Here is a 26,192-nt window from a genome sequence, read left to right on the forward strand (position 1 = left end):
ACTTATTAGAAAGGCTGAAACCATGAGGAATGATGAAAAAAACGTAATTGATTTCAGGGAGATTTTTTCTCTGATCTTCAGAAGATTATGGCTTATAATCCTTTTCGCCGTATGCGGCGGTATAATTGCTTTCTGCGTATCCAAGTATTTCATCACACCAAAGTACGAATCACACCTTAACCTTTATGTTCAGAGCAATTCAAGTATTATCAAGAACGGAAACAACTCAACAAGCGAAAAAGGAAACGATGTAAACAACCTGAAACAGCTCACAAATACATATATCGAGGTACTCAATGACGACCTCGTTATGCAGGATATGAGCGATGAGCTTATAAAAAGATTCGGTGAGGACAAGATAAGAACTGTTTTCACTATCGACAGCGAAAACAGTATCCCGGCAAATGAGCTCCGTGACACTATCTTTATCGAAAGCGTTCCGGATACTCTTGTTCTCAAACTGAAGGTAATAACCAAGGATCCTGAGATCTCGGTTGCTATATGCAACTATTTTGCACTGTATTCCGACCAGTATCTCCATAAGGCTATCGGAAACGAGAGCGTTGCAAAGTATATGTCATGGGCAAAGTACAACGGTGTTCCGGTATCGCCAAACAAGATAAAGAATTCTGCTCTCGGTATGGTAGCAGGAATACTCCTTTCTCTGCTCCTTATATTCATAATGGACTTCTTTGACGATTCCGTAAGAAACGTAAATACTCTCAGCAACAGATATAACACAGCCGTTATCGGTGAAGTCGGACACTTTAAGACCAAGTTGAAAAGCGGCGATAAAAAGAACCGCTTCGTCAGTCTTTTCAATAAATACGTTCCGTTTACCGTAGTTGAAAATTACAAGGCTATCCGTACAAGTATAATCTACTCTCTCACATCTTATGACAAAAAGGTCATCTCGGTTTCATCAGCAGAGCCATTCGAGGGAAAATCCATTACCGCTGCCAATATCGCTATTACTCTTGCACAGGGCGGCAACAAGGTCCTCCTTATAGACGCTGACCTGAGAAATCCTGTCCAGCACGAGATATTCCGCATCAGCGAGAAGAAAGGTCTTGCAAATGCCCTCACAAATATTTCTGACCTTGACAGATGCATAAAAAAGACATTTATGGACAAGCTTGATATTCTCTCCGCAGGCGACGCTGTAGCTAATCCTTCAGAGCTGGTAGCATCTGAGAATATGGATAAGCTTCTCGAAAAGCTTGAGGAAAAGTACACCTACATCATCATAGATACACCTGCTGTAAACTTCTTCACCGACGCGGTTGAGATCGCTAAGAAGGTATCGGGCATGGTAATGGTAGTACGATACAAAGAGACATCATCTGCCGATATTGACTCTGCAATGAGCAGGATCGAATTCTTCGAGGCAAATATGCTTGGCTTCATTATAAATGATATAAAGACCAGAAGAAAGTATAACAAGTTCGTTACTCCGAACAGAAGCATTTCAGCTGTTCCGAGGCTGACAGACGCTCAGATACAGAGCAGAAACAGAAATACAGGCGGCAATAAGTCTAAGAGATAAAAAAAACAGCGATACACTGTCATTCAAGTGTATCGCTTATTTTTTATTGCTGCTTCATATAGTTTTCCATTGTTTCGATCTTTGCTTTTGGAGTAGAAACATAAGCATAGTATGAAAGAATATGCGAAGCGTCCACAGCATTTATTACGCTGTTGCGGTCCACATCAGCCGCAGTCTTCTGCTTATCGCTGAACTCACCGTTTTTATTGATAGATGTCATTGCATAATATATCAGTACCGTTGAAGCGTCAACTGCATTTACTGCCTTGTCGTTATCGACATCACCAAGTGAATAATCCTCGGTTATCTCAGGCTTTTCAGGTCTTGCAGGAGTATCGGGATTTTCGGGGATAGTAAACTCAGCCGAGGTCTTGTTTACCTCCAGCATTCTGTTTATCATCTCAGTATATTCAGTACGTGTAGCCTTTCCCTTAGGATCAAGCCGGCGTTCCTCCTTTGGAGCGCCCTCCTCGCCCTTTCCTTCCATGATATGCCATGTACAAGCCCAGCATATAGCCTCCCAATGGTCAAAATCCACCTCAAAATAGTCCATGAAATCGTCGCTTCTGCCGAAGTCGATAGCTCGCTCATAGTTCTTATACTCTGAGTATCTCATGAGCATAAGTGCTATATCCTCTCTTGTCACCCATTTGCCAACGCCGAAGGTATCTGAAAGGACATTGGGATAACCGAGGAACATGGAATTTTTCTCGCCCCAGAGAAGGGCATTTTCGTACCATGCGCCGTGCTCTACGTCCTTGAATCTTGATTTAAGACCGCTTACACTTGGCTTTCCTGCCATTTCATACAGAGTCTGCACCGCTGCCTCACGTGTAATGAGCTGACTGGTATCGGTTATATCGTCATCGTCGGAAACATCTTCAATAAAAGCTGCCTTTGGAGTTTTATCAAGCTTTACCTTGTTATCAAAGGCGATAAAGAAGATATTATCTCCGCCTGTTGAGGTATCTCCGCCGTAATCTATCTTCCAAGCGTGGAATTTTCCGTAATTCCAGATGTCCTCGTCCTCTCCCTCATTGTGAGTCTTTATAAGGTAAGGATTATAGCCTATATCCAACTCGGTAAACTCATTTATGAACGCCTGCAGAAAGCGAAGATTAGGATTGTGACTGAGGTCAAGCCCTGTCAGTTCATTCTGCATACAGTCAAGATAAGCAAGCTTAGGATTGTGTGATACATCAAGGGTTTTCAGCTTATTATATGAGCATATGAGCTTATTGAGCTCGGGATTGCGGCTTACATCTACGCTTGTGGCATTATTGTTTGAGCAGTTATAGTATTGCAGTCCCGGGCACTTGCTTACGTCGATGCTTCCCAGTTCCGGGTTATCCCAGACGTCAAGCCTCTTCATCAGTGGGCAGCAGGTAACGTCCAGTGTCTTGAATTTATTTCTGAATGCGTCAAGGTGCTGCATTCGCGGATTATGGCTGAGGTCAAGCTCAGTAAGCTCACAGTCTCCGCACATTAGGTGCTCAAGTACAGGATTATGGCTCACGTCTATCTTTTTCAGCGGATTGGAATTGCACTCGATATATGACATCTCGGGATTCTGCGAAACATTCAGCGAGGTCAGCTTGCAGTCATAGCAGTATACCCACTGCAGCGTCGGCGTTGACGAAAAATCCAGAGAGGTAAAGAGATTTCCAGAACACCATATACCTGTTATCTGCTGATTCTTACTGAGGTCCATAGTGGATATCTGGTTATCCATGCAGTAAAGTCCGCGAAGCTCCGTGATATACTCGATACCCTGCAAGGACTTGATATTTCTTCCGTTGCACCAGATATTTCGTGCAACTAAAAGCTCATCTGCATCTAAGGTGCCGTTTTTGTCCTTATCAAAGGCTTCAGATATATACGCTCTGAAATTCGCGTCAGGAAAAGTCGTTGAATTGACCTTAACGGGCTTGAGATTAGAGGTATAGTCCGCCGCATACACAGCTGAGGGCTCAGACGATACTGAAAATGTTGGAGAAAATGGAACAAAAGCTGTTACAGCCGCTATAACAGCCGCCGTAAGTTTATTAAGTTTCATTGTGATCACCTGCCGTTTATATTTTTTTCAGCCATATGGCTTTTACTCATTATATCATTGTATAATAGTAATTTCAAGACATATTTTGTGCTTTTTTCAAAAAAACGCTCCGACTGTACCTCGCAAATACAGTCGGAGCTTGTTCTATTGCCTTTATTATTTGTCAAATACTCTTTCAGCGTCATATCTCATCTGCTTTAAGAGCTCACGTCTCATAACTACAAGGTCGAAGATGTTTATCTCTCCGTCCTTACACATATCAGCCTGATACCAGTCATATATCTTTGCATCTGGCATATGCAGGATATACCTCTGAAGTGTGATGATATCCGCAACATTGAACTCGAAGTCACCGTTTGCGTCACCCGGGATATAGGCTACCTCGCCCATAAGCGGCGGGATCTCCTCCTCAGATGTGGTTGTTGTGGTTACAACAGTAGTAGTGGTCGCGGCAGTCATCGTTCCCATGAACGGCGGTATTTCCTCAGCAGTTGTTGTAGAAGGTCCCATCATTCCTCCTGCAACAGGCGGAATGGTAGTTGTTGTGACAGCAGGCGGAGCAACATCACCCATAAGCGGCGGAATCTCCTCATCATATACAGTAGTTGTCGTCGCAGTTATAGGATCACCGACATTTATGGTAGTTATTTCCCTCGGAGCTGTTGTAACAGGTGCAATATCCACACCTGCTGTCGAGACCATATCTTCATCGGTCGGATATGTAATATCTGCTATTTCGGTATCAGAACTTGTTCTCTGACCTGACAGACGCATGCTCTCCTCCGAGGATACCGAAACCGCATTGACAGAAGCACTGACTGTCACAGCTGCTAAAAGTGTCGATATTTCTTTAGTAAACTTCCTCATAATTACTTACCTCCGTTTTCCTTATTGATCATTTCCAGTGCGGTCAGGATATGTACCTGTTCCTCCATGCAGGCGGCTTCGGAAATATCTCTTACCGTACCTGTTGTAGCCATTTTCCGGCAGGCACATGAGTTGCGGCAGTATTCTGCTATCTCACAGCCTCTGCACCTCTCAGACACCATTGAATAGTCGGGGTGCTCTTTTCTTGCTTTTTCAGCCTGTATACCAACAAAAACATCACCGCAGCGATATTCGGGTATATTCTGGAACTGAACACATGGATAAAAGCTTCCGTCCCAGTTTATAAATATCTTTTTTTTGCATATTTCGCAGAGATTTCGCTTTTTTTCCCTGATATTTTTCTTTTTTACAGCAAGCTCATATACGAAAAGGTCAGGGATTTCGGAGATCCTGCGCCATTGCTCCCTCATCATATCGCCGAAGCTGTCTGTATCCTCTGGAACAAGGAATGCGTCCATAGCCGCAGAGACCTTTTTAACGCCCATATTTTTAAGATAGAGTATATTGTCGTATAATTCAGGAAGAGTCTGCTCTGTATAGACCAGCTGAACAAGTGTCTCGGGCTGATATTTCAGCAGCAATTCAAGATTTGCATCAAGAACCGCCGTATCAGCGCCTCTGTCGGTACATTTTTTGCCGTCATGAGACATATTGATGATTATCTTTCTCTCTGCGCACCATTTGATAAAATCCTCGTCAAGGAGAGTACCGTTGGTGGTAATGACAAACTCTTTAGCTGTAAGGCTCTCGCAGTAGAATTTTACAGTGTCCTTATAGAGAAGCGGTTCGCCTCCGAAAAGATAGACCGTCCCTGCATCGCCCTGACTTTTAATATAATCAGCTATCTTGTCACGCGTTTCATCATTTATACAGCCATATTCCGTGTTAAGGCGGCGTTCATAGCAATAGCTGCATTTCAGATTGCATTTATTTGTTATGCTGATTGTATAATCCAGAATTACCACCTCTCTTCCGAATATTGACCTATTCATGTTATCAGTATAATACATATCCATGAAAAATGCAATATATTTCACAAAAATTAAGTAATAAAACCAAAGCAAAAGATTTACAGTTCCTACTTATTAGACGCTTGAAATTGAAGGATTTCTCACACTATTCCCGAAAAAAATGCAAGAAATTCCCTGCACATATTTAGCAGTTTTGCACAAATCAGAACTTGCTGCTAAATATTGACTTTATCTTTGACATTTGATATAATATATGCATAAAATGCAATCAATAAATGTCATTTTTGATGACATCAAACAGGAGATATATCATGAAACATTTATCATTGGAAAAGCTTGCAGAAATTGTCATCGCCAAAAGAAAAGCCGCTGGTTTGTCACAGACCGCCCTGTCCGAAAAGACAGGCATTAACCGAACCATGTTCACAAGGCTTGAGGCAGCTGATTACAGTCCCTCAGTAGACCAGCTTCTTGCCTTGTCTGATGTTCTCGGCTTTGACTACACTGACCTTTTTGTTGAGGACACAGCAAATGTCAAAACTGTTCCAAGAAAAAAGGTGGCTGTTGCAGGAACAGGCTATGTCGGGCTTTCACTTGCTGTTCTGCTCTCTCAGCACCACGACGTTACGGCTGTGGATATAATCCCTGAGAAGGTGGAAAAGCTCAACAGCTGGAAAAGTCCCATACAGGATGACTATATAGAAAAATACCTTGCAGAGCATGAGGAGCGGAAGCTCTCCCTCATAGCTTCAACAGACGGCGAAGCCGCATATAAGGACGCTGATTTTATCATTGTAGCTGCTCCTACCAACTATGATCCCAAAACTAATTTTTTTGACTGCTCGGCTGTTGAAGCTGTCCTCGAGCTTATCAGAAAAGTAACGGCTGACAGTACCAAAAAGCCAACTATCGTCATAAAATCCACTATTCCCGTGGGCTATACCGTACAGGTGCGCAAAAAGCTGGGCATGTATAATATTATTTTCAGCCCAGAATTTCTCCGTGAATCAAAAGCGCTCTATGACAACCTGTACCCAAGCCGTATAATAGTCGGCTTTGATGAGGCAAACAGGGAATCCGCCGAGACCTTTGCGGCTATGCTTCAGCAGGGCGCTGTAAAGACTGATATACCTGTGCTTTTCATGGCTACTACAGAGGCAGAGGCAACAAAGCTTTTCGTAAACACCTACCTTGCCCTTCGCGTATCGTATTTCAACGAGCTCGACACATACGCAGAGGTCAAGGAGCTGAATACCGCACATATCATAAAGGGAGTCTGCCTTGATCCCCGTGTGGGAGATTACTATAACAACCCTTCCTTCGGCTACGGCGGATACTGCCTGCCAAAGGACACAAAACAGCTCCTCGCCAATTATCAGAATGTGCCGCAGAACATGATGACGGCTATCGTCGAGAGCAACAGGACACGAAAGGACTTCATAGCTGACAGAGTTCTCGAAATGGCAGGCGGCTACAGCTATATGTCAAATAATCAGTTCGACAGCAGCATGGAAAAGGACGTAGTCGTGGGAATTTACCGCCTGACTATGAAATCCAACAGCGACAACTTCCGTCAGTCCTCTATTCAGGGCGTTATGAAGCGCATTAAGGCTAAGGGAGCAACTGTAGTCATCTATGAGCCCACCCTCGAAAACGGAAGTACCTTCTTTGGCTCGCTGGTCGTCAACGACCTGAAAAAATTCAAGAAGATGTGCGGCTGTATAGTGGCAAACAGATATAACAGCGTTCTTGATGATGTTGCAGACAAGGTCTACACCCGTGACCTTTTCAAAAGAGACTAAAATACAGCATAATTAATAAATACAGGATCTATTATTAAAGCAGATCGCACAAAGTTTGGCTTTTTACAAATAAATCACAAAATAAACGCGTAGTTTTCCTTTCTCATATCGTCTAATAAGTGAAAAGCTCGGAAAAGGGCTTTCGGGAAGGAGTAGTTCAATGAATAACGGTGCAAGTAGCTACCGCCGTTTTCGTGACTATGGTGATGTACAGGGTTTAGATGAGATAATAATAGAATACAGCGACGGTCTGATACTTTACCTGACAAGTATCGTCGGGAATATACAGACCGCAGAAGAGCTGACAGAAGATACTTTCGTCCTGCTCGGTACAAAAAAGCCGAAATTCAAGGAGAAAAGCTCTTTCAAGACGTGGCTCTATGCTATCGGCAGAAATATTGCGATAGATCATCTTCGCAAAACTGCCGCTAAGGTATGCGTTTCTATTGAAGAGACACCTGAAATGATGGATGATGAAACTGCTGTTGAAGAAGCATACATCAAAAAAGAACAGCAGATAGCCATACATAAGGCAATGCGCAAGCTTCATCCGAAATATCAGCAGGTGCTCTGGCTCATTTATTTTGAAGGATTCAGCAATAAGGAAGCAGCAAAAATCATGAAAAAAAGTCTCCGAAGTCTTGAATCCATTCTATACCGTGCTCGAAAATCACTCAGATCACAGCTTGAAACGGAGGGCTTTGAATATGTTGAAGCATGAAGAGATGATCGAGAATGTACACCGCCGCATAGCTCAATATGAGGAGGAACAGAAAATGAAACATTCTAAAAATATTAAATTCTTTTCAGCTAAGCCGGATATAAAAACAGAAGAAAACAGAACAAATGAAGATGGATATATAGACGTTGTAAGCGGTACTGACATTGTCAGACCTGCAAACAAAGTACTGCGTATAGTAAGCACTGCAGCGGCAGCTGCCCTTCTTGTGACGGGTATCGGTGCAACAGGCTTTCTGATGCAGAGAAATAAGTCAAATAATAAGAATAAGTCTGAGAATGAAGTCTATTTGACCGAAGCAACAGATCCGAATCTGGTAAAACCGATAGGTGATAATTCTGTCGCACCATTTGCCGATTTCAATCAGCTGCTATTCTCATTATACATTCTTAACCAGGATATTGAAGAGTACTCAGATGTCACATATAATAAGCTTGCCACTTTCCTTAACGGCTTCAACTGGGGCGAGGGCGCTGAAATTGCTGAAAGTGATATTCCTGATTTTGATGAATATGAAGGCAATGGATACGGCATCTTCTGGAAAAACGGAGATTTATACTTTAATGTCTACATTACGGAAGACGGAAAAGCATATTATATTAAGTCAAAGTGTAATCCTATCGGAGGAGCATTTGAGTATCCTGTCACTGACAGCGCAGTCTTTAATATTGATTATGATAGCTTTGACAAAGGCGTAAAGGATATACTGAAGCAGAATAAGCCTGAAACAGGCAATTCTCTCAGTCAGATGGAGATAAAAAGACTTTCTGAGGGCAAATTCCAGGAAGCTGAGCTGTATTATGAAATGGGTACTGGAAGTGAGCAGATAATCCCGGAAAAGGCTGAAACAAAGAACGCTCTCAGTAAATTCCTCGAAAAGGATTTCCTGACCATGCTTAAAAAGTCCGGTTCAGACAGCGATTCAGCAAATGAATTAATGTATATGGTGGTTCGCTGCTTTAAGACCAGCGATACAACTGTATGCAGAGAGAGCTTCTTCATTTACACCAGCGGATTTGTCAACCTCTGTTCCTATGATCTGACCGATAAAGACGAGATCCCTACAGGTACTTGGAATTACTATATCGATACCGCAGAGTTTGAGACTGTTCTCAATGACATTTTAAGCGGCAAATATGATACTAAATATTCCTCTGAGGTCAAGACAACCACAACCGCTGTAACTACATCTGTAACAACATCTGCAACTACAGCTGAAACTACAGCTGAAACTACTGAAGCTGCTGAACAGGCTCTGCCTCCCGCGGAAGAACCCGAGGAAAAAGAGCCGACTGATGAAGATATTGTCAGAGCGTTTTACCTGGAGATGCATAACGGTAATGACGGTTCCTTCAATGGCACTTACGAGGGATATGATGAAAATGGAAATTGGATCGACTACAAGAATGAAATAAACTATATGCTTCATAAAGCTGAGATGATTCCATTTGACAGGGTACTCGGTACGATCGCAGATGAAGAGGATGCTATTGCAAAAGGCAGAGAGGCACTGCTCAAGCTCATGGGTCAGGAGTATATCGATAACCGTGACAGAGAATATATAGAACGCCCTGACGGCACAAGGATAATAAGAGACAATCCTTGTTATATTGCAAACTATTATGAGGATTATGACATATGGTTTTTCCATCCTACATTATTCCAAGGCTCATCAGAAGACGGTAAATTGCGTGTAGGTACACCCGGTACTGTTCCGTACTTTTATATCCGCGGCTGCGACGGCAAGATATTAGCTTACTGGTGTTAAAACTGCTTTAACATCGGCAGAACAGCTTATATCACGGAAGCTTCTGCACTGACAAATAAACAAATAAACACGGACAAAGAAAGATATATAAAGGGACGGCAATAGTCTGCTCACCTTAACGGAAAAACAGGGTTACCGAGCCTGAAATTTCAGTCTCGTAAATATAACCTGCGTTCCGCCGGAGGGGGCTCACCTTGCCGTCCCTTTTGCGGCTCTCATTTGTAGGAGCTGCACAATGAACCTATAATAATTTTAGTAAAAATGCAGATTGAAGGCTTTGCTCCTATATGTTAAAATAAGGGTATATTCAGAGATGCCCTTTAGTTTAATGCCAAAGGAGGACTATACTATGGGACTGTTTTCAAAGCTTCTCGGTGAAAATTCCGAGCTTGGAGGACTTATCAAGGACGTTGCCAACGCGATCAAGCAGGAGTCTGTAAATCTGCATGAGAACGAAGAAACCAAGACCGAGACCACCTATGGGAATGACAATGTGGAGATCATAGAAACTGACCGTGAAATAGGTCCTTCCGGCTTTTCATGGGGACCTTTCATGCCTCATGAGGAGAATCAGTACAACTTCAGCGGCACCTACAAGGAATACTTTGACCATGTGTTCAGAAGCGATTTTCCTGAGTATCACATAGAATCAGTTGATGTAAACAACGGCAGAGCTACTGTGTTTACCTTCTGGAGCGGCGATAAAAAGGTACTGGTGACAGAGCTTCTCTCAAGAAAGAGCTCAGTATACAAGCTCCGCGCCGACTGCAAGGCCGAGGGCATAGCATATCTTCGCTTTTACTACGATTATGACGGCTGGTGGAACACCAGAGAGTACGTAAAATATCGTACACGCAAAGCCCTCGGGCTATAAAATGAAAAAAACAGAAAGAGAACGCTTTGCGCCTGCGGCGGATCAGGCACGGTTCAGCACAGAGCTTCGCAGGCAGCCGAATCGTGTACGGTCTTGTACTTCCAAGAATTTTCTTGGATTTAACGATTTCTCTTTCTGTTTTTCTATATTTCAAGGAGATAATCATGTCATTATTGGATAAGCTTTCTCAGCGTGAATGCTGGGAGAGCTTTTATAAATACAAATCCTCTCTTACAGGAGGAACTCAAATTGTAAAGGAGCTCCGCCGTTTCATCGACAGCGAAAAATATATCCCCGTATGCCAAAGGATAATGAACGGAGAAGCCTTCCCACTGCCTAGTAAATCCGTCATAAGCAAGCAGGACACTCAAAAAAAGCGCGTGGTCTATACCTATCCTGAAACCGAAAACATGGTCCTGAAGCTGCTGACCTATCTGCTCCTGAGAAAATACGACGGTATTTTCAGTACCGGGCTTTACTCGTTCCGCCCCAACATAACGGCAAAGGACGCTGTCCGACAGCTGACCAGAGCTCCGCATATCAATGAAATGTATTCCTATAAAGCGGATATAAGCAACTACTTCAATTCAGTACCTGTTGAAAGGCTGCTGCCCATGCTGAACAATGTACTTTCAGATGATGAGGAGCTGTATGCTTTCCTCAGCAGTCTGCTCTCAGAGCCTCGGGTTATAGAAGAAAACAATATCATCATCGAAGAAAAGGGCATAATGGCAGGCACTCCCCTTTCAGCCTTTTACGCCGACCTTTACCTTATGGAGCTTGACCGCTGCTTCACCGAAAAGAATATCCCCTACGGACGGTACTCAGACGATGTGATACTCTTTGCGGATTCGGCGGAAAAATGCAGAGGATACGCAGAGCTTCTCCGCAGCTTCATTGCTGACCGCGGACTGGACATAAACCCGAATAAGGAAAGCTTCTGCGCCCCCGGTGAGGGCTGGATATTTCTCGGTTTTTCGTATAAAAACGGAATAATTGATATTGCTCCTGCTTCGGTGGAGAAGATGAAGAACAAAATGCGCCGCAAGACAAGAGCCTTACAGCGCTGGAGGCAGCGAAATGAGCTCAGCGGTGAAAAGGCTGCCCTTGCATTTATACGCATATTCAACAGCAAGCTCTTTGAATGTTCCGAAAACAGCGATCTTACATGGAATAAATGGTTTTTTTCGGTTATTAATACTGATATAAGCCTCAGATGTATCGACAACTATGCTCAGGACTGCGTTCGGTTTCTTGTCAGCGGAAAACGCACCAAATCGCGTTTCAATGTAAGATATGAGGAGATCCGCAGCTTAGGTCTCAGAAGTCTGGTACATGAGTTTTACCTAAAAAAGAACAATAACACCCTGCGCTGAAAAAGCACAGGGTGTTATCTTACTATTCAGGCTTTATACCGGTTTCATTCAAAAAGCAACCCATTTTTATTCGGCGCTGTTTGTTTCCGTATAAACAGTCCAGTCCAGCTCCCTTAACTCATGGGACATATATTCATCGCAGAAATACTGGAACTTTTTCATACTGTAAGAATCCTGATACTCTTCTGTCAATCTGCCGTTCTTATAGTATCTGTACAATGTGTATTCGTCCAGCGGAGTAATGCTGTTATCAGCTCCCATTGAAAGAATAAATGACTGACTTCCGCCCTGATGACCCATCATACCTATTGTGTGATTTTCTGCAAACACATCAATATTATCGAGTATCACCTCATGTTCTTTTTCTCTGCCGTCCATATCATGTCCGTTGAAACGGGCTATAACATAATCCTTTCCGTCATACACATACATATATTTCTTTGCGAGGATATAACTGCTGCTGATAAACAGCTCGGGCACAGAATCCTCGTTTACGTCATAAAACGCATATTTAACAACAAAATCAAAGACTGGGTCAGGCTGACTGCCATTAGAATTCACAAATTCATTATGTTCGCTTACGACTGCTTTTACTGCTTTCACAGCTGCTGCATCAAGCTCCTCCTGAGTAATATCTTTGCGGTCTGTACGTGGATTTGCGTGAGCAGCAGCCTCGCTGCCTTCAAGCTCGTGGACATTTGAAGCTGTCGTAATTGCGGAAGAAGCATTATCAGCCTTTACTGTTGAATTGGCTGTTCCATTTGCTGATGATGTCTCAGAAGCATTTACCGTGGTTTTTACTGATGACTTGGCAGTATTTGCTGACGTTGTGCTGACTGTAGTATTTGTTGTCACATTTTTATCGGTTGTATGAGAAGTGTCTGTTGTAACTGTTGTTGCTTCGATTATTGGATCAGATACCTTGGGGCTCGGTGTTCTGCTGTTATGTTTGAGCATGAATATGCTTCCTGCGGCTAATGCCACAGCTGCCGCCGTACAAAGCGCAGCATATATGAAATGGGTTATCCTGTTCTGCTTATAATTATCGACACCTGATACGGAATCAGCATATTCATCTGCCGAATGAGTATCATTGCTCTCGCTGCCAAGAAGCTTTTTCTCCTCTGCATATTTCTTCATTGTTATTTTAATCATTCTGTCTCTGGCTTTTTTATCTATATCCATTTTCTCCGTTCCTATTTCTTCAACTGTGTTTATATCCGAATTTTCAAGGATATCGAAGCCTATTTTTTTATTCTCGCTCATATATTTCCCTCCTTCATATCATATCCCTCTCTGGTAAGGAGCTCTTTAAGCTTTTTGAGAGCTCTGCTGCATCTCATTCTCACCGAAGTCGGGCTCATCGAATGTTTGGCTGCTATTTCGTTAGAATTCATGTTGTAGTAGTATTTCTGTATTATAATATCAGAATCTGGCTCACCAAGACTTTTTATGAGCCGCAGAAGCGTATTGCGCATTTCGCTGCGCTCAGTAATATGCTCAACCTGCTCTGTATCCGCTATCTCTGACGTTTCCTCCTCGATATATACCGTATCGCCGCGGCGGACGAGCCTGCGGTACATCTGAATGGCGGTACGGCTTGCTATAATACCGATAAAGCCTTTCATATCGCCGTCAAAGCAGCCATTTCTGTCATAGCTTATAAATACAGCAGAAAAAACATCTCCCACACATTCCTCTATATCCTCGCGGCTTCCGCAGCTCCGCAGCTTATTGTAAACTATAGCGTAAACATAGCTGAGATATTCGTCAAACAATGCCGTTTGTGCTGAACCAGGATCTTTATCATATAATTTTTTGTATTCAGTATCTGTCATAGGACCACCCCTTTTTTATTTTTCAAAAGCCTGCGCGCCGTTAAGTGCTTTCATACAATACACTTGCTTCACTTCACATAAGTGTAACACAAATTCTGAAAATTTTTTCTTTAGAAAAATATAATGCGCAAATCCTCTATTATATAAAGAATTTGCGCTTATTAAACTAAATTCACATCAGGGCAGCTTTACTTTGGCATTTTACCGATAAGCTTTATGATCTCGGCTTCCTCCGCGTCGGGATACAGCTCTTTAACTCTGTTTATTATGCGCTGCCACGAATCCTGCGGAGCTTCGCTGTATGCTGAGGTGATCCTATCATATCCCCATACAGCCTCAGGCGGCAGCAGGACCGACACCGCCATACCGTATTCTGCGCCTTTTTTATTCCTGCGCCTGTGAAAGCCGGCGGTAACAAGATACGTTTTCATCATCAATTCTGTTGTTATTCCGGGAAAGTTTTTTTCTCCGCCCTTTCCGAAGCCTGCAAGCTGTTTCAGCTCAGTTGACAGTATCTGCTTGTCAGTCCAGATAATATCACCTTCATCGTCCTTATCGGTAAGGACGTCCATTATAAGCTTTTCGCGGAGACTTATCTTACTGTCCTCCCATGCCGAATCGAAGTCATAGCCGTCACGTCTGCAATTAGCAAAGTAGGGCAGCCATTTCAGGCTGATAAAGCCTGCTTTCTTATCGAAAAACTTGCCGTATGCTGCTTCATGACCTGCGGCTATTATCTCACGCCACTCCCAGGGGTCCTGCTCTCTGTCCCCTGTCCACCAGAAATCTGCCGAAACGTGCTCTTCTGCTGAAAAGCCCCTGACTCCATTGCCAAACAAGGGCAGAAATCCTACCTCGTCTATCCAGTCCACAAGCTCTTTCGGACTGCGTATCCTGTAGGGGGCGTTCCACTCAAGCCCCCGCATTATCCATTCACCGTTTTCTATTGACATGACCTGCTCCTTAGTTTTTCTTTATTAATGTCTGCTTTAATATTCCGTTACACCTTTCCCTGCAAAGCTATAAATCTATAATAGTCACATTGCAGAGCCTGATACCCTTGATATGATGATATTATATTCCTTTCGGCTCTTTTTTAACAGGGCATAATCATGGGGGCCTCCTTTTTTCTCGTAATACGAGAAAGGGTGATGCTCTTTTTTTATTTTTGCCGCAAATCGCCTTGCAGGAATGTTCATTATGTCGTGAGTTCCCGAAAACATGGTTATATGGGGAAGTCCGTCTATATTGCCCTTTGTGGCGTCGGCTCTGTAGTTGTTCACATCAAGGTCCCCGAGCCACAGCTCACTTATCTTTTCTACAGGGAAATGCCCTATTATTCAGTCCTGCTGTCTTATGAAGTCAGCTCTTTTCTGCTCTTTTTCAGACATTTTTCCTATTATAAAGCCGGGAGAAATGAGGATTATCTCATTTGCCACAGGCAGTCCAATTTCTATAGCCAACATAGATAACGACAATGAGAGAGTTCCGCCTGCCGAGTCGCCTATAATAGTCAGGTCCTCGGGACGGCTGTTTTTTATGAATTCCCTGTAGACCTCCATAAGCATAATGTGGCACTCTCTTGCGCTGCTTTCGGGTACCATCGGATATTGAGGGAATATGATCTCGCAGCCTGTATCTCTTGCAAGACGCTGACAAAGTCTCCAGTGCAGAGGCATTGCTTCAAGGAAGAATCCGCCTCCGTGGATAAACAGTACCTTTTTGCCGCTCCTATTGTGCTTGTCCCGGGCAATGTAATATATCCCGTCCTTTACCCTGCACCTTTTAATATCCATTTCTTTTTTTACTCGTTTCGGCGGCGCAGAGTCCTGCGGCAGTTTTTTCTTCAGCTCTGCAAGTCCCTCACTGAATTCGGGATTATCAAGCTTGCTGAGCCTTGTAAAATCCCTCATGGAAAATTGTATAAGCTTCCTTATAATAATATTCATTGTAGTTTTCTCCGATAATTCTTCTTGATCTGATACTTCGTCTGAACTTCAGGATTTAATTGTCACATCAATAGTATAACATATAAGCTTTGGAATAGCAAGCTGCGCGGCATAAGACTTACTGTTATGCAGTACTTTTACGTGAAAAAGGCTGCTGTGGCTCGCCGCTTATAACATATTTATCATAAAACAGAAAGCTCCGCATTACGCGGAGCTTTGCTGGTCATTGTTTAGTTTATTACTGTTTCGCTCAATCTCCGAGCTTTGAAGCAGCGCCTACAAACAGCGGGACATTGTTCGCGTCCACTATCATGTATACGAAAGGCTTATCAAGTCTGATACTGACAGTCTTCGTTTTAGTAATCATACCGCCTCCCATTGCCGAAGCCATAGTGAATGCAGCTGCCTTTGTACCCTCCTTGCTGACCTCTATTCTTGTCTTGTGGATAACATCACCAAGATATATAGGTTCAGCGCCCGTAACACCGGAATCGTAAAGTCTTGAAAAATCAGCTTTATCCATGTTAAAAGCGTCATTGATTCCCAGTTCCTTGAGAGTTTCGGGAAGACTGGTCGAATAGTCGTATTCAAACTCTGGTATCATTACGTGAAGATCAAGGGGAATCTCTGCGGACTCATAAGGCTTTGTGAGAGCGTCAGAAAGCTTCTCGGCATCAAGGTCATTTACATACTGAACTATATCCTTATCCCTCGGCATGATACCTACAAAGAAATATTCGCTGTTCAGATAAGGCTTCTTGAAAGCATCTGCGTCTTCAAGCTCATAATAATAGTATTCCTGACTTCTCATTTCCTTGATACTGTGGAGATTTCCGTCAATATCAGTGAATTTTCCGTCGGTAGTCTTTTCGTACTTCTTCTCCCACTCCATATCGAAGTACAGGGTATTGATAAGAGCCATTCGGGTAAACTCGTTAAAATCAGATTTGCGTACAGCAGTTGGTATCATTCCGTTGGTGTTCTTGTTTACCCAGCTGTTGATATCATTTACTGTTTCGTTATCGAAGTTTGTCTTGTAAACCTCGGCATTGTAATACTTCTTATCTGTTTCGAGGAAGCTGTCAAGGGGCTTGAAATAATCAGCGTCCTTGCACCATAAGGAATTGGAAACAATAAGACGTTTTCCATCAGTGTCCGGCGTTTTGCTGAGGAAATATGACATATATTCGTTGATGTCATCTATTGAGAGCTTTGATCCGCCCAGTACATCTTCCATTTCCTTGAGAGTATTATTGTCAGCACCGTTAGCCATCATGGAAAGAGCTGAAGAAACAGAAAATGGTGAGATAAGGATATTTTTTTCCTTTTTCTCAGGATCATAGCACTGCTTCAGCAGATCAACGCCGAACTTCATCTGAGCTTCTGCAAATTCCTCATCAGTTTTTTTGCCTTCAGAGCGCTGAACGTCGATACTTTCATCCAGTCGGATACTGCCTATTTCCTTGACGCTGTTGAACTCAGCGGCTTTTCCGAGGATAAAATCAGTTACCTGCTGAAAATCCTCCTCATCTATCTTTTTATCCTTGTTGATGTCAGCATTTAGGAACTCGTCCTTTGTAAGCTCTCTGCCGAGACAGCCGTTGATGTATTTGCCGTATTCAAGCCTGTCAAAGGAATCAACTACCTCGTCACTGTTTATATCTCCGTAGTAATAGAAGTTATGGCGTTTAATGGATATAAGCTTATCAGCGCGGAAAGAGTAATACTTTGTACTGTATCCGCCCCAGCTATCCCATGTATTCCATGAGTTATAATTTCCGCTATCACTTATATAGCCCGGATCACGATCCTCAAAGGGATCAAAGCCAAGATCGGGATTTAAAGGAGTTCCTGTCCCCGGCTCTCCGCTGAACATCTTATTAAGCTCCTCCTGTGTAAGTTCATCAAAAGATCTGCTCTTTTCACTATTCAGGAAGTCGTAGAACACCTTTGATTCAAAAGTAATATCATAATGTACTCCGCTTTGGAGTTTTTTCAGCTGTCTGAGGGTGTTTTCGTCAGTATCGAATATATTGAGTTCGTCACCCACTCCGTCAAAATGACTTTTATCACTGTCCTGAATGGTGATACAGGGGGTGCCGTTGTATACATCGGAATGGTCAAAAATATAGTCGGAAAGAGTATACACATACATTTTATCGTCGGTATCATAGCCGATCGTACCGTATGCGCTGACAGTTTCGGCAGAAGCAGTCATTGAATTGAAAACACTGCTGTCGGGAAAAATACCTACTGCAAGAAGCATTCCGAGAGAACCTGCAATAAGTTTTGAAACTGTTCTGTTATATTTCATTACAAAAGCTCCTTTCGCCGCAAATAATGTGTCCGCAGCAAACGCCCTAAGGCAGTTACTGTCCTGTAGGGCAAAACGGCAGACATTAAACAATATTTATGATTAAAGTATATCATCACAGTAATAAAAAGTCAATAAATCATGAACAATTCTGTTCAACAATAACAAAAATCCGCAATTTATTGCTTTTTTCACGGATATTCGCAACTTTTGAACACCGCTTCAGCTATCTTTCCGATAAGAGTATCATGCTTTGTCATTCATGATCTTTTGGAAAAAGCCCCAAAAACGGCTCACCGAAGTGAGCCGTGCTGAAAGCATAGTATTTATTCATTCAGTGCTGCTGATCAACAGCCTTCGCATAAGGCACAGATCAAAAACATCTATCCTGTTATCCTGACAGAGATCACCATTCTGCCAGTCGGCAAGCTCGCCGCTTCCCAGAATGAATTTCTGCATAGCCAAAAGGTCAGCCACAGAGAGCTGACTGTCGCCGTTGACGTCACCCTTTACTTCGGCTTTTCCGCCTATCTCTCCCTGAGTCAGAGCGCACCTGTATATCCTGATATTATCGACGCTCCCCTTGAAATAGCTGTCGTCGGAATAATATGACTTTCCGATATAACAGCTCGTTCCCGAACCCATATCAGCCACCTGACCGTGAGTTTCTGTTGTATGCAGAGCTTCCCTGCTGTCAATGTATAATCTTGTATCCGCACCGTTCACAACAAGGGTATAATTATGCCACTGTGTACCGTCAAGGTCACATTTCAGTTCGGTCTCATCGCGCCATGAGTCGGTAGTGGCAGCAAAGCGGAAGAGCTCCTTTGCAACTCTGTAAAATATGTACTTTTCATCATTTTTTCCTGCTGCAAAGGTAAAGAAATTGCCCTCTGATTCAGACTTTATATCCATGCTCACAGTATAGTCACGAAGTCCGTCCAGCATACCCGTCGGAAATTCTCCGTATGAACCATCGCTGCCGTCAAGATAAAGCACATTGCCTTTCTGAGCATCCTGTTTTACGGAAGCTCCGCCGTTAAGGCTGAGATTTCCTGTTCCGTCCTCAAAGTCAATATCTATATACGGCTTTGGTTTTTCCGCGGAGCTAATGGGCGTACCGAATACCTTGAACTCATAGACCGTGGGAGTATACCAGTTATTATTGGGATTATTATGAAGTGTCGCGTTCTGAACATTAAGTCTGACATAACGTGCCTTTCCGCTGAGCATATCACTGTTGAAGCCGTAGGTATTGGTGACAACATCGCTGCTCTTGTCGGTATGGTCAAGAAGCTTTGTCCAGTTCACGCCGTCAAGACTTCCCTCTACAGTATAGGTGTAGTAGCCCTCTGAGCCCTTGCAGATATACCATGAGGTCTGAACATTTGCAAGCTCACATACCCTTTCGAGGTCTACCTGCAAATAGAACGGCCATTTTTTGTAGTCTCCTATTGCAGCAAATGAGCTCTGATATGAGCCGTCAAAGGCTTTTTCAGGAGCATTTCCGCTCTTAGCCGCCAGCGATGACGAAGCAGGTCTGTCCTGTGAGAGAAGCTGTCCCTGCTGAACAGGGAAAAGGTCACCTGTTGATGTATTGTATTTGAAGTATGGGCAATAGTCATAGAATGCAAAGCCATTGTCGAAATACAGCGGACAAAGAGTAGTTCCGCTGGTAGATGAAGCCCTCAGCCAGCGATATGCGTGCATTAAGTAATTTTTATCCTGCATATTCACTATCCAGCCCGACTGCGACGAAAAGGTGGAGGTATTGCCTATATCCCTGAGCTCGCTCCATTTGCCGCCGAGGTCCTTTGTTACGCTGTAGGCTCCGCTGCTCGGATACCAGCCTGCCGCCTGTGAGGTGAAAAGGAAATAATACCCGTCTTTCTTGATGAGATTAGGAAATTCACGGTACTGGTCCTCAAAAAGAGTGGTCACTACCTCGGTAACATCACTGTAATCATCGTTCATTCTGAAGATATACATGGTAGCATTGGCGCCCTGTCCCTCTTTATTTGCAGCAGCGATAAGGTAGCCCGTTCCGTCGTCATCAAAGAATATAGCCATATCACGGACCTGTATCCCAAGTGGATTGTACACATGATGTACAGTGAACTGTCCGCCTGGAGTTCCAGTGATAACAAGTGCCTTACCGTCACTGTAGCCGCTGGGCTTTTCCCAGTGAGCCCACACGACTACCTTGTTCTTTTCGGGGATATAGTCGATGTGAACTGATTCTATCTTGCAGCTTGCAAGTGCGGAGTTCTGCGAGCTGTCAGCCACATTCTTCGCATTGCCGAAATACCTTCCGTCACTTGATGATGTCTCTTCAAGATAGATATCGTCCTTACCGTTATGCTTTTTCAGCGAATAGCTGTAATAGGTGTTTCCGACTTTGTAGCCATTGGTGTCATAGACAAGATTGCTTCCCTTCTGATTATCATAGGTGCTCAGTCCTGACGGCAGAGCGCATGGAGTAAGGGATTTCACAGAGGAATACAGCTCTCTGCCCTTTGAAGTGACTTTAAGCTGATAATAGTAAGTCGTTCCCTCAGCCATATCATCATCTTCATAGGAATTGCCGCTGCCCTCATATATCTTGACAAAGTTGTTATCAGGCTCAGTCGAACGGTACAGCGCAAAACTGTCGGCAGAAAGAGTAGTAGCCCATTGCAGCTCTGCATGGTCTGCGTTTTTTTCGTCAGCAATGCAGAAAAGATTTCCGACAAGTCCTATTTCATCCGATACCGTCACCGATGCAGCTTTTGTGCAGTCTGTTACGTTCCCTTTAAAGCTGCCGATAGTCAGTATCAGTGCAGCACTGCACACAGCTGCGGCAGAACGCTTAATAAAGCTTTTTATAATGTCTGGTTTTTTCATAATTTCACTCCTTTATAAATTTTGTTTTTTAGTATCCATAGCAAATCCCATTTTGCCTTCGTCTGAACTTCAAGATTTAATTGTCACATCAATAGTATACCACAGCATTGCCCTAAAATCAATAAATATATATATCGTATTACAAATCTATATGTGCTTTACACACATGAAGCTTATTCATTCTATATGATCAATGCTGATGTTCTCCGCATCTGAACCCGACGTGACTCACGACGCTGCTGCACAAAAGCCACTGCTTTAAACCAGTAAATTTTTTCATAAAAACCTATGAAGTAAGTAGGAATAATTTTGTTCGTTTCTACAATTGACTGGCATACGCTATTATGATATAATCATATTATTCAAATAGGTTATATATATTTTACTAAAAATGACCTGTTATCCCTAATCATCAAGGAGAGATCATTATGAAAAAAAAGATCACCTCTTTATTAACAGCAGCGGTCTGTCTTTTTTTATTATCGCAATAAACTCGTTTCTCAAGCCATGTTCGGGCATGATGAGAATGAAATGCCGTACTACAACTGACATTGCAACGGTAGTATTCTCACTTTCATTGGCGATAAGCCTGCTGACCTGCTTATTTAAAAAAGCAAAAGCAATAAAGGCTTGCGGCATCATATCAGCTTTACTCGGCATCGTACTTATTCTTGTCCCGTTCGTCGGAAGCTGCCCCTCGGCATCAATGATGTGCAACAGACACACAATGTCTGCTATCCGTATTGGCGGAGCAATTATATTCCTTATCGCTGCCGTATCACTTATCGCTGTTTTCCTCAAAAAAGAAGTGAACAACAATGAAAACAGGTAAGTATGTTTTACAGGTAATATCAAGGAGCCGATTCAGAAGCACCATTATTTTCCTGCTGTTTTTTGTTACGACCGCCTGTCTCTTCGGAACAGGTCTTTTTACTGAAAACCTGAAAAACGGTTCACAAAAGATATACGGCAGGACCTATGCCGATATGATAGCTGTTCCCGATTCGTACCTTGATACCACAAAGGATATGCTTTTCAAGGGAAAAGCCTGCTCGATCATTTTCAAAGATGATGTTATGACAAAAATAAAGGATATAAACGGAGTCGAAGCTGCATCACCTCAGCTTTATCTTGAAACGCTGGCGCTGAGCTGCTGTTCAGATGAGGGTGTGCAGATCGTCGCCTTTGATCCCGAAAATGATTTTGCAGTATCTCAGTGGACAGATGTTTCACACGATATTTCCGCCGATGAAGCTCTGGCAGGTTCGGGGGGGGAATCTTGTAAAGGGCGATAAAATAACGATATTTGACCGTGAATTCACCATAGCAGATGTGCTTGAGGAAACAGGCATGGGATACGATAACAGCATATTTATAACGCGCGAAGCTGCTGATGAGATCACAGGCTCAGATCAGTACAAGTTCATGTTCGGACAAAAAACAGGTCTCGTTTCTATGGTGCTCATAAAAACTGTTCACGGCGCTGATATAACCGATGTATACAATAACATCAGCAGTGTCCTTGAGGGAAGCGAGACTAAGGTCTACCCTATCGAGCAGCTTTCCTCTGATCTGAGGAGCCATATAAGACTTATGACGAATATGGTAGGGATCGTTTCTGCCTGTGCAGTCATCATCGCTGCTGTTGCGTTATTCGCAATGGTAACGCTGACCTTTCATCAGCGGCGGAGGATAGCCGGAAGTATGCTCTCGGCAGGCTGTCCACGAGGAAAGGTCCTGAAATACTTCTCAGCAGAGTATCTTGCTCTGTTTGCCGCAGGAGCTGCTGCCGGCATGGCGCTTATATGTATTTTTCTTATACCTCTTCACAGTGAAGTAAAAAACGCCCTTGAAATGCCGTATAAGCTCATTTCATTGAATGATGCGGTCAGACTTGTGATAAGGACTCTTGCCATAGACCTTGCAATGCTTGCGCTGGCTGTTTCCTTCACTTTTTTCGGTATTCTGAAAACAGAACCTGCTATGCTCATGGAGGAACAGGTATGATAGATGGAAGAAATATTACAAAGCTTTTCGGTGAAACTGGTCTGAAAAGCATGGATATAAAAGTCAAAAAGGGTGAAATGGCAGGACTTTCGGGATCTTCTGGCTGCGGCAAGTCAACGCTGCTGAATATACTGACGGGTATGCTTCGCCCCGACAGCGGAACTATACTTATCGGCGGAGTTGATATATCAAAGCTCTCTGAAAAAAAGCGGACAGCTCTCAGAGGAAACGTCATTGGCTATATGATGCAGAAAAATGCACTTCTGCCCGAATTGACAGTTATGCAGAACATCATATTCCCTGCATACATAGCAAAAAAGCACCCCACCGAAAAAGACGCGGAGGAAATAGCAGAAAAGCTTTCACTTACAAAGCAGCTCGGCTCTTATCCGTCGCAGCTTTCGGGCGGCGAGTACAGACGGGGAATGCTGGCAAGGATACTTCTGCTGGATACCCCCGTTATAGTGGCTGATGAACCCACTTCAAACCTTGACAGAGAAAGCGCTGTCATAGTCAGAGATATTCTGACGGAAGCCAATAAAAATGGCGTTACGGTATTAGCTGCATCACATGATCAGCTGCTGCTTGACAGCGCTGACAGAGTGATCGCCGTCGGATAAGTCAAGGCTTCCGCCTAAAAAGTATAAACTATTGATGTGACAATTAGATCCTGAAGTTCAGCCGAAGGAGATTTAGTTGGTACATCTATAATATAAAGGAGAATGTATCATGTCAAAGGAAAAAGTATGTATGAGCTGCGCAGACTGCGGAGTAATGAACTGTCTTAACAGAAACGGAAAATATCCCGAATTCTGCCCCACAGCAGAGCTGACAGAAGATGAGATCAACGAGGTCGTTGCACTCTATACAAACAGCAGAGTAAACAAAAAGGTCGCAGTTGTCTCAGCTGAGATCGAGGGCGAATTCTATGGAAAATATACCAGAGTAGAGGAGATAATCGAATTTGCAAGACGCATAGGCGCAAAAAAGATCGGTATCGCTACCTGCGTAGGTCTTATTGAGGAGAGCAGGATATTTGCACGTATCCTCAGACTCAACGGATTTGAGGTATACGGCATCAGCTGTAAGGTGGGCTCGGTAAACAAGACCGACATCGGCGTAAAAGAAGAATATACCTGCATAACAGGTCCTGTTATGTGCAATCCCATAATGCAGGCAAAGCTCCTTGCAAAGGCAAAGGTAGACCTTAATGTCGTAGTAGGTCTTTGTGTAGGTCATGACAGTCTTTTCTACAAGTACGCTAAGGGACTTACTACCACACTTATAACAAAGGACAGAATGCTCGCTCATAATCCTGCCGGCGCACTTTATCAGGCAAGGGCATATTATAAGAAGCTTCTCCACGCTCCTGTAGGCGCAGAGATCGACAGATCAAAGCTTTCCCCCGGAGCAGATACAGACGATAAGGAGTAACAGACAATGAAGATACTAAATGCGCTGCTTCCTCTGCTTTCAGCGGCGGCAGCAGTGATAGTTGCATTAGCGGTGCCCGATTCACCGCTGCATCAGAGATCAGCTCACCCATATTTTGCTTATATGCTGATAATAGTAACTGTAGTATACTACGCAGGCGCTTTTATTTCGGCTATGATAAGAAAAAAGCAGAAAACCAAAGCAGAGCATCCCGTGTTTTACCGTGCATTATTTCTTGCAGGCGTGATACTCTTCTTCAATATCCTTAATATATTTACAGTCAAGACAGCTATACTGCCTGTACTGTACTTTCCTGCCCTTGACCGCGTATTCGGCACTCTTGTTGAAGACAGAGTTCTCATATGGAAATGTATAGTATTTTCAATGAAGCTGCTGTTCAAGGGAGTATTCGGCGGACTTATCATAGGCTTCTTTATGGGAATAGCAGTTGGTTTCAGCAAGGCTGCGGCATACTGGATAAATCCACTTATCAGGATACTGGGACCTATCCCATCTACAGCGTGGATACCGATACTCCTCGTTGTATTCACAAAGGCAAGCAGTGCAAGTGCATTCATTATAGGCATATCGGTATGGTTCCCTACTGTTGTGCTTACCTCCAGCGGTATATCCAACGTAAAGAATTCATATTTTGAGGTATCCTCTACACTGGGAGCCAACACCCTTCACAAGATATTCAGGATAGGTGTGCCTGCTGCAATGCCAAGCATTTTCCTCGGATTATTCAATGGTATATGCGGTTCATTCGTTGCGCTGATGACAGCAGAGATGATCGGTGCAAAATACGGCATAGGCTGGTATGTAAACTGGCAGAAGGAAATGATGGCATATTCAAACGTGTATGCAGGTCTGATAGTTATCGCAGCACTGTTTTATCTCATCATCACTATCCTGTTCAAGGTACGTGACAAAGTTCTCGGCTGGCAGAAAGGTGTGATAAAATGGTAGACGGAATAATATTTGAAGGGGTCAGGAAGTCCTTCACCACCATCGACGGCGAGACCGTAAATGCTCTCAACGGCGTTGATCTTGAAATTGAAAAGGGAGATTTCGTATGTCTGATAGGTCCGTCGGGCTGCGGAAAATCCACCATGCTGCGTCTGCTTGCAGGGCTTGATGTCCCAACCGAGGGAAGCATATATATAGACGGCAGCAAAGTAACACGCCCTGACCATGACAGAGGACTGGTATTCCAGGATCCCAATCTTTTCCCGTGGCTGAATATCTATGATAATATTTCCTTTGGACTAAAGGTGAGAAAGCTGTTTAAGGAAAGAAAAAACGACGTTGACGAATTTATAGAGCTTGTGGGACTTAAAGGCTTTGAAAAATCGTTCCCCCATCAGCTTTCCGGCGGAATGTGCCAGAGAGCTTCCCTTGCAAGAGCTTTGATCGGTCACCCGAAGGCATTGCTTCTCGACGAACCTCTCGGTGCTCTTGATGCGTTCACAAGAATGAATATGCAGGATGAGCTGCTGAGGATAAAAAGCGAAAAGAAAATGACGATGATAATGGTCACACACGATGTTGATGAGGCAGTATACCTTGCAGATAAGATAGTTGTAATGACACCAAGACCTGCCAAGATCGAAGATGTCATCGACGTAAGACTTTCACAGCCCCGTGACAGAAACAATCCTGAGTTTATAAGACTCAGAAGCAAAATTTTAAAGATACTTGATTTTGCAGGAAAAGAACGCGATGTTGAGTACAATATATAATAGAA

General features: G+C 43.4%; 23 protein-coding genes. 13 read left to right on the forward strand and 10 right to left on the reverse strand.

Annotated features, from left to right (window positions below; genetic code table 11):
- The first annotated feature begins 22 nt into the window (after positions 1-22).
- Entirely contained in the window at positions 23-1,546 is a 1,524-nt protein-coding gene (locus tag K5677_RS05135; protein WP_296725468.1) for a polysaccharide biosynthesis tyrosine autokinase, read from the forward strand.
- A gap of 43 nt (positions 1,547-1,589) precedes the next feature.
- On the opposite strand, the gene K5677_RS05140 is transcribed toward K5677_RS05135, so the two are convergent.
- The 3 genes from K5677_RS05140 to K5677_RS05150 form a co-directional block, all read right to left on the reverse strand.
- Positions 1,590-3,602 (reverse strand): dockerin type I domain-containing protein, encoded by a 2,013-nt coding sequence (locus K5677_RS05140; RefSeq protein ID WP_296725471.1) that lies wholly within the window; start codon positions 3,600-3,602, stop codon positions 1,590-1,592.
- Positions 3,603-3,758: 156 nt separating this feature from the next.
- Positions 3,759-4,469 carry a dockerin type I repeat-containing protein gene (locus tag K5677_RS05145; protein ID WP_296725474.1) on the reverse strand — a complete coding sequence of 237 codons (711 nt, stop codon included), beginning with the start codon at positions 4,467-4,469 and terminating at the stop codon, positions 3,759-3,761.
- 2 nt (positions 4,470-4,471) lie between these two features.
- Positions 4,472-5,482: a radical SAM protein gene (locus K5677_RS05150; protein ID WP_296725476.1), complete on the reverse strand. Its 1,011-nt coding sequence runs from the start codon at positions 5,480-5,482 to the stop codon at positions 4,472-4,474.
- A gap of 290 nt (positions 5,483-5,772) precedes the next feature.
- On the opposite strand from K5677_RS05150, the gene K5677_RS05155 reads away from it, so the two are divergent.
- The 5 genes from K5677_RS05155 (at position 5,773) to K5677_RS05175 (ending at position 12,020) form a co-directional block, all read left to right on the forward strand.
- A complete protein-coding gene (locus K5677_RS05155) occupies positions 5,773-7,263 on the forward strand; it encodes a nucleotide sugar dehydrogenase (RefSeq protein ID WP_296725479.1) in 1,491 nt (496 codons plus the stop codon).
- A gap of 160 nt (positions 7,264-7,423) precedes the next feature.
- A complete protein-coding gene (locus K5677_RS05160) occupies positions 7,424-7,984 on the forward strand; it encodes an RNA polymerase sigma factor (RefSeq protein ID WP_296725482.1) in 561 nt (186 codons plus the stop codon).
- Complete coding sequence (locus K5677_RS05165; protein ID WP_296725484.1) at positions 7,971-9,770, forward strand: hypothetical protein; 1,800 nt, start codon at positions 7,971-7,973, stop codon at positions 9,768-9,770. Before K5677_RS05160 ends, K5677_RS05165 begins: the two co-directional genes overlap by 14 nt.
- Positions 9,771-10,119: 349 nt before the next feature.
- Entirely contained in the window at positions 10,120-10,644 is a 525-nt protein-coding gene (locus K5677_RS05170) for a hypothetical protein (protein WP_296725486.1), read from the forward strand.
- Positions 10,645-10,808: 164 nt separating this feature from the next.
- Positions 10,809-12,020: a reverse transcriptase domain-containing protein gene (locus tag K5677_RS05175; RefSeq protein ID WP_296725489.1), complete on the forward strand. Its 1,212-nt coding sequence runs from the start codon at positions 10,809-10,811 to the stop codon at positions 12,018-12,020.
- Between the two features lie 66 nt (positions 12,021-12,086).
- Here the strand turns inward: K5677_RS05175 and K5677_RS05180 are convergent, their stop codons facing one another.
- The 7 genes from K5677_RS05180 to K5677_RS05205 all read right to left on the reverse strand — a co-directional run bounded on the left by K5677_RS05180 (position 12,087) and on the right by K5677_RS05205 (position 21,004).
- Entirely contained in the window at positions 12,087-13,286 is a 1,200-nt protein-coding gene (locus tag K5677_RS05180) for a hypothetical protein (RefSeq protein ID WP_296725490.1), read from the reverse strand.
- Positions 13,283-13,858, reverse strand: coding sequence for a sigma-70 family RNA polymerase sigma factor (locus tag K5677_RS05185; protein ID WP_296725493.1), 576 nt, complete (start codon positions 13,856-13,858; stop codon positions 13,283-13,285). Before K5677_RS05185 ends, K5677_RS05180 begins: the two co-directional genes overlap by 4 nt.
- Positions 13,859-14,046: 188 nt before the next feature.
- Positions 14,047-14,811, reverse strand: coding sequence for a hypothetical protein (locus K5677_RS05190; RefSeq protein ID WP_296725495.1), 765 nt, complete (start codon positions 14,809-14,811; stop codon positions 14,047-14,049).
- Between the two features lie 84 nt (positions 14,812-14,895).
- Positions 14,896-15,141 (reverse strand): hypothetical protein, encoded by a 246-nt coding sequence (locus K5677_RS14430; protein WP_366848957.1) that lies wholly within the window; start codon positions 15,139-15,141, stop codon positions 14,896-14,898.
- A gap of 57 nt (positions 15,142-15,198) precedes the next feature.
- Entirely contained in the window at positions 15,199-15,807 is a 609-nt protein-coding gene (locus tag K5677_RS14435) for an alpha/beta hydrolase fold domain-containing protein (protein ID WP_366848959.1), read from the reverse strand.
- 250 nt (positions 15,808-16,057) lie between these two features.
- A complete protein-coding gene (locus tag K5677_RS05200; protein ID WP_296725497.1) occupies positions 16,058-18,121 on the reverse strand; it encodes a serpin family protein in 2,064 nt (687 codons plus the stop codon).
- 330 nt (positions 18,122-18,451) lie between these two features.
- Positions 18,452-21,004, reverse strand: coding sequence for a LamG-like jellyroll fold domain-containing protein (locus K5677_RS05205; RefSeq protein WP_296725499.1), 2,553 nt, complete (start codon positions 21,002-21,004; stop codon positions 18,452-18,454).
- A gap of 487 nt (positions 21,005-21,491) precedes the next feature.
- Here K5677_RS05205 and K5677_RS05210 point away from each other — a divergent pair, with 487 nt between their 5' ends.
- The 7 genes from K5677_RS05210 to K5677_RS05240 all read left to right on the forward strand — a co-directional run bounded on the left by K5677_RS05210 (position 21,492) and on the right by K5677_RS05240 (position 26,187).
- Complete coding sequence (locus K5677_RS05210) at positions 21,492-21,836, forward strand: DUF4418 family protein (RefSeq protein WP_296725549.1); 345 nt, start codon at positions 21,492-21,494, stop codon at positions 21,834-21,836.
- Entirely contained in the window at positions 21,823-22,299 is a 477-nt protein-coding gene (locus K5677_RS05215; RefSeq protein ID WP_296725501.1) for a hypothetical protein, read from the forward strand. Before K5677_RS05210 ends, K5677_RS05215 begins: the two co-directional genes overlap by 14 nt.
- Entirely contained in the window at positions 22,253-23,011 is a 759-nt protein-coding gene (locus K5677_RS05220; protein ID WP_296725503.1) for an FtsX-like permease family protein, read from the forward strand. Before K5677_RS05215 ends, K5677_RS05220 begins: the two co-directional genes overlap by 47 nt.
- A complete protein-coding gene (locus K5677_RS05225) occupies positions 23,008-23,631 on the forward strand; it encodes an ABC transporter ATP-binding protein (RefSeq protein WP_296725505.1) in 624 nt (207 codons plus the stop codon). The genes K5677_RS05220 and K5677_RS05225 overlap by 4 nt, the downstream gene beginning before the upstream one ends.
- Before the next feature lie 109 nt (positions 23,632-23,740).
- Entirely contained in the window at positions 23,741-24,445 is a 705-nt protein-coding gene (locus K5677_RS05230; protein WP_296725507.1) for a DUF1847 domain-containing protein, read from the forward strand.
- Positions 24,446-24,451: 6 nt separating this feature from the next.
- Complete coding sequence (locus K5677_RS05235) at positions 24,452-25,414, forward strand: ABC transporter permease subunit (protein ID WP_296725509.1); 963 nt, start codon at positions 24,452-24,454, stop codon at positions 25,412-25,414.
- Positions 25,408-26,187 (forward strand): ABC transporter ATP-binding protein, encoded by a 780-nt coding sequence (locus K5677_RS05240; RefSeq protein ID WP_296725510.1) that lies wholly within the window; start codon positions 25,408-25,410, stop codon positions 26,185-26,187. The genes K5677_RS05235 and K5677_RS05240 overlap by 7 nt, the downstream gene beginning before the upstream one ends.
- Positions 26,188-26,192 lie beyond the last annotated feature (5 nt).

This window comes from Ruminococcus sp. (assembly GCF_024684275.1).

Bases quoted from the DNA above. Each gene is read 5' to 3' on its own strand.
- K5677_RS05135 (WP_296725468.1), top strand. From the start codon at position 23: ATGAGGAATGATGAAAAAAACGTAATTGATTTCAGGGAGATTTTTTCT.
- K5677_RS05140 (WP_296725471.1), bottom strand. From the start codon at position 3,602: ATGAAACTTAATAAACTTACGGCGGCTGTTATAGCGGCTGTAACAGCT.
- K5677_RS05145 (WP_296725474.1), bottom strand. From the start codon at position 4,469: ATGAGGAAGTTTACTAAAGAAATATCGACACTTTTAGCAGCTGTGACA.
- K5677_RS05150 (WP_296725476.1), bottom strand. From the start codon at position 5,482: ATGAATAGGTCAATATTCGGAAGAGAGGTGGTAATTCTGGATTATACA.
- K5677_RS05155 (WP_296725479.1), top strand. From the start codon at position 5,773: ATGAAACATTTATCATTGGAAAAGCTTGCAGAAATTGTCATCGCCAAA.
- K5677_RS05160 (WP_296725482.1), top strand. From the start codon at position 7,424: ATGAATAACGGTGCAAGTAGCTACCGCCGTTTTCGTGACTATGGTGAT.
- K5677_RS05165 (WP_296725484.1), top strand. From the start codon at position 7,971: ATGTTGAAGCATGAAGAGATGATCGAGAATGTACACCGCCGCATAGCT.
- K5677_RS05170 (WP_296725486.1), top strand. From the start codon at position 10,120: ATGGGACTGTTTTCAAAGCTTCTCGGTGAAAATTCCGAGCTTGGAGGA.
- K5677_RS05175 (WP_296725489.1), top strand. From the start codon at position 10,809: ATGTCATTATTGGATAAGCTTTCTCAGCGTGAATGCTGGGAGAGCTTT.
- K5677_RS05180 (WP_296725490.1), bottom strand. From the start codon at position 13,286: ATGAGCGAGAATAAAAAAATAGGCTTCGATATCCTTGAAAATTCGGAT.
- K5677_RS05185 (WP_296725493.1), bottom strand. From the start codon at position 13,858: ATGACAGATACTGAATACAAAAAATTATATGATAAAGATCCTGGTTCA.
- K5677_RS05190 (WP_296725495.1), bottom strand. From the start codon at position 14,811: ATGTCAATAGAAAACGGTGAATGGATAATGCGGGGGCTTGAGTGGAAC.
- K5677_RS14435 (WP_366848959.1), bottom strand. From the start codon at position 15,807: ATGAATATTATTATAAGGAAGCTTATACAATTTTCCATGAGGGATTTT.
- K5677_RS05200 (WP_296725497.1), bottom strand. From the start codon at position 18,121: ATGAAATATAACAGAACAGTTTCAAAACTTATTGCAGGTTCTCTCGGA.
- K5677_RS05205 (WP_296725499.1), bottom strand. From the start codon at position 21,004: ATGAAAAAACCAGACATTATAAAAAGCTTTATTAAGCGTTCTGCCGCA.
- K5677_RS05215 (WP_296725501.1), top strand. From the start codon at position 21,823: ATGAAAACAGGTAAGTATGTTTTACAGGTAATATCAAGGAGCCGATTC.
- K5677_RS05220 (WP_296725503.1), top strand. From the start codon at position 22,253: ATGAAGCTCTGGCAGGTTCGGGGGGGGAATCTTGTAAAGGGCGATAAA.
- K5677_RS05225 (WP_296725505.1), top strand. From the start codon at position 23,008: ATGATAGATGGAAGAAATATTACAAAGCTTTTCGGTGAAACTGGTCTG.
- K5677_RS05230 (WP_296725507.1), top strand. From the start codon at position 23,741: ATGTCAAAGGAAAAAGTATGTATGAGCTGCGCAGACTGCGGAGTAATG.
- K5677_RS05235 (WP_296725509.1), top strand. From the start codon at position 24,452: ATGAAGATACTAAATGCGCTGCTTCCTCTGCTTTCAGCGGCGGCAGCA.
- K5677_RS05240 (WP_296725510.1), top strand. From the start codon at position 25,408: ATGGTAGACGGAATAATATTTGAAGGGGTCAGGAAGTCCTTCACCACC.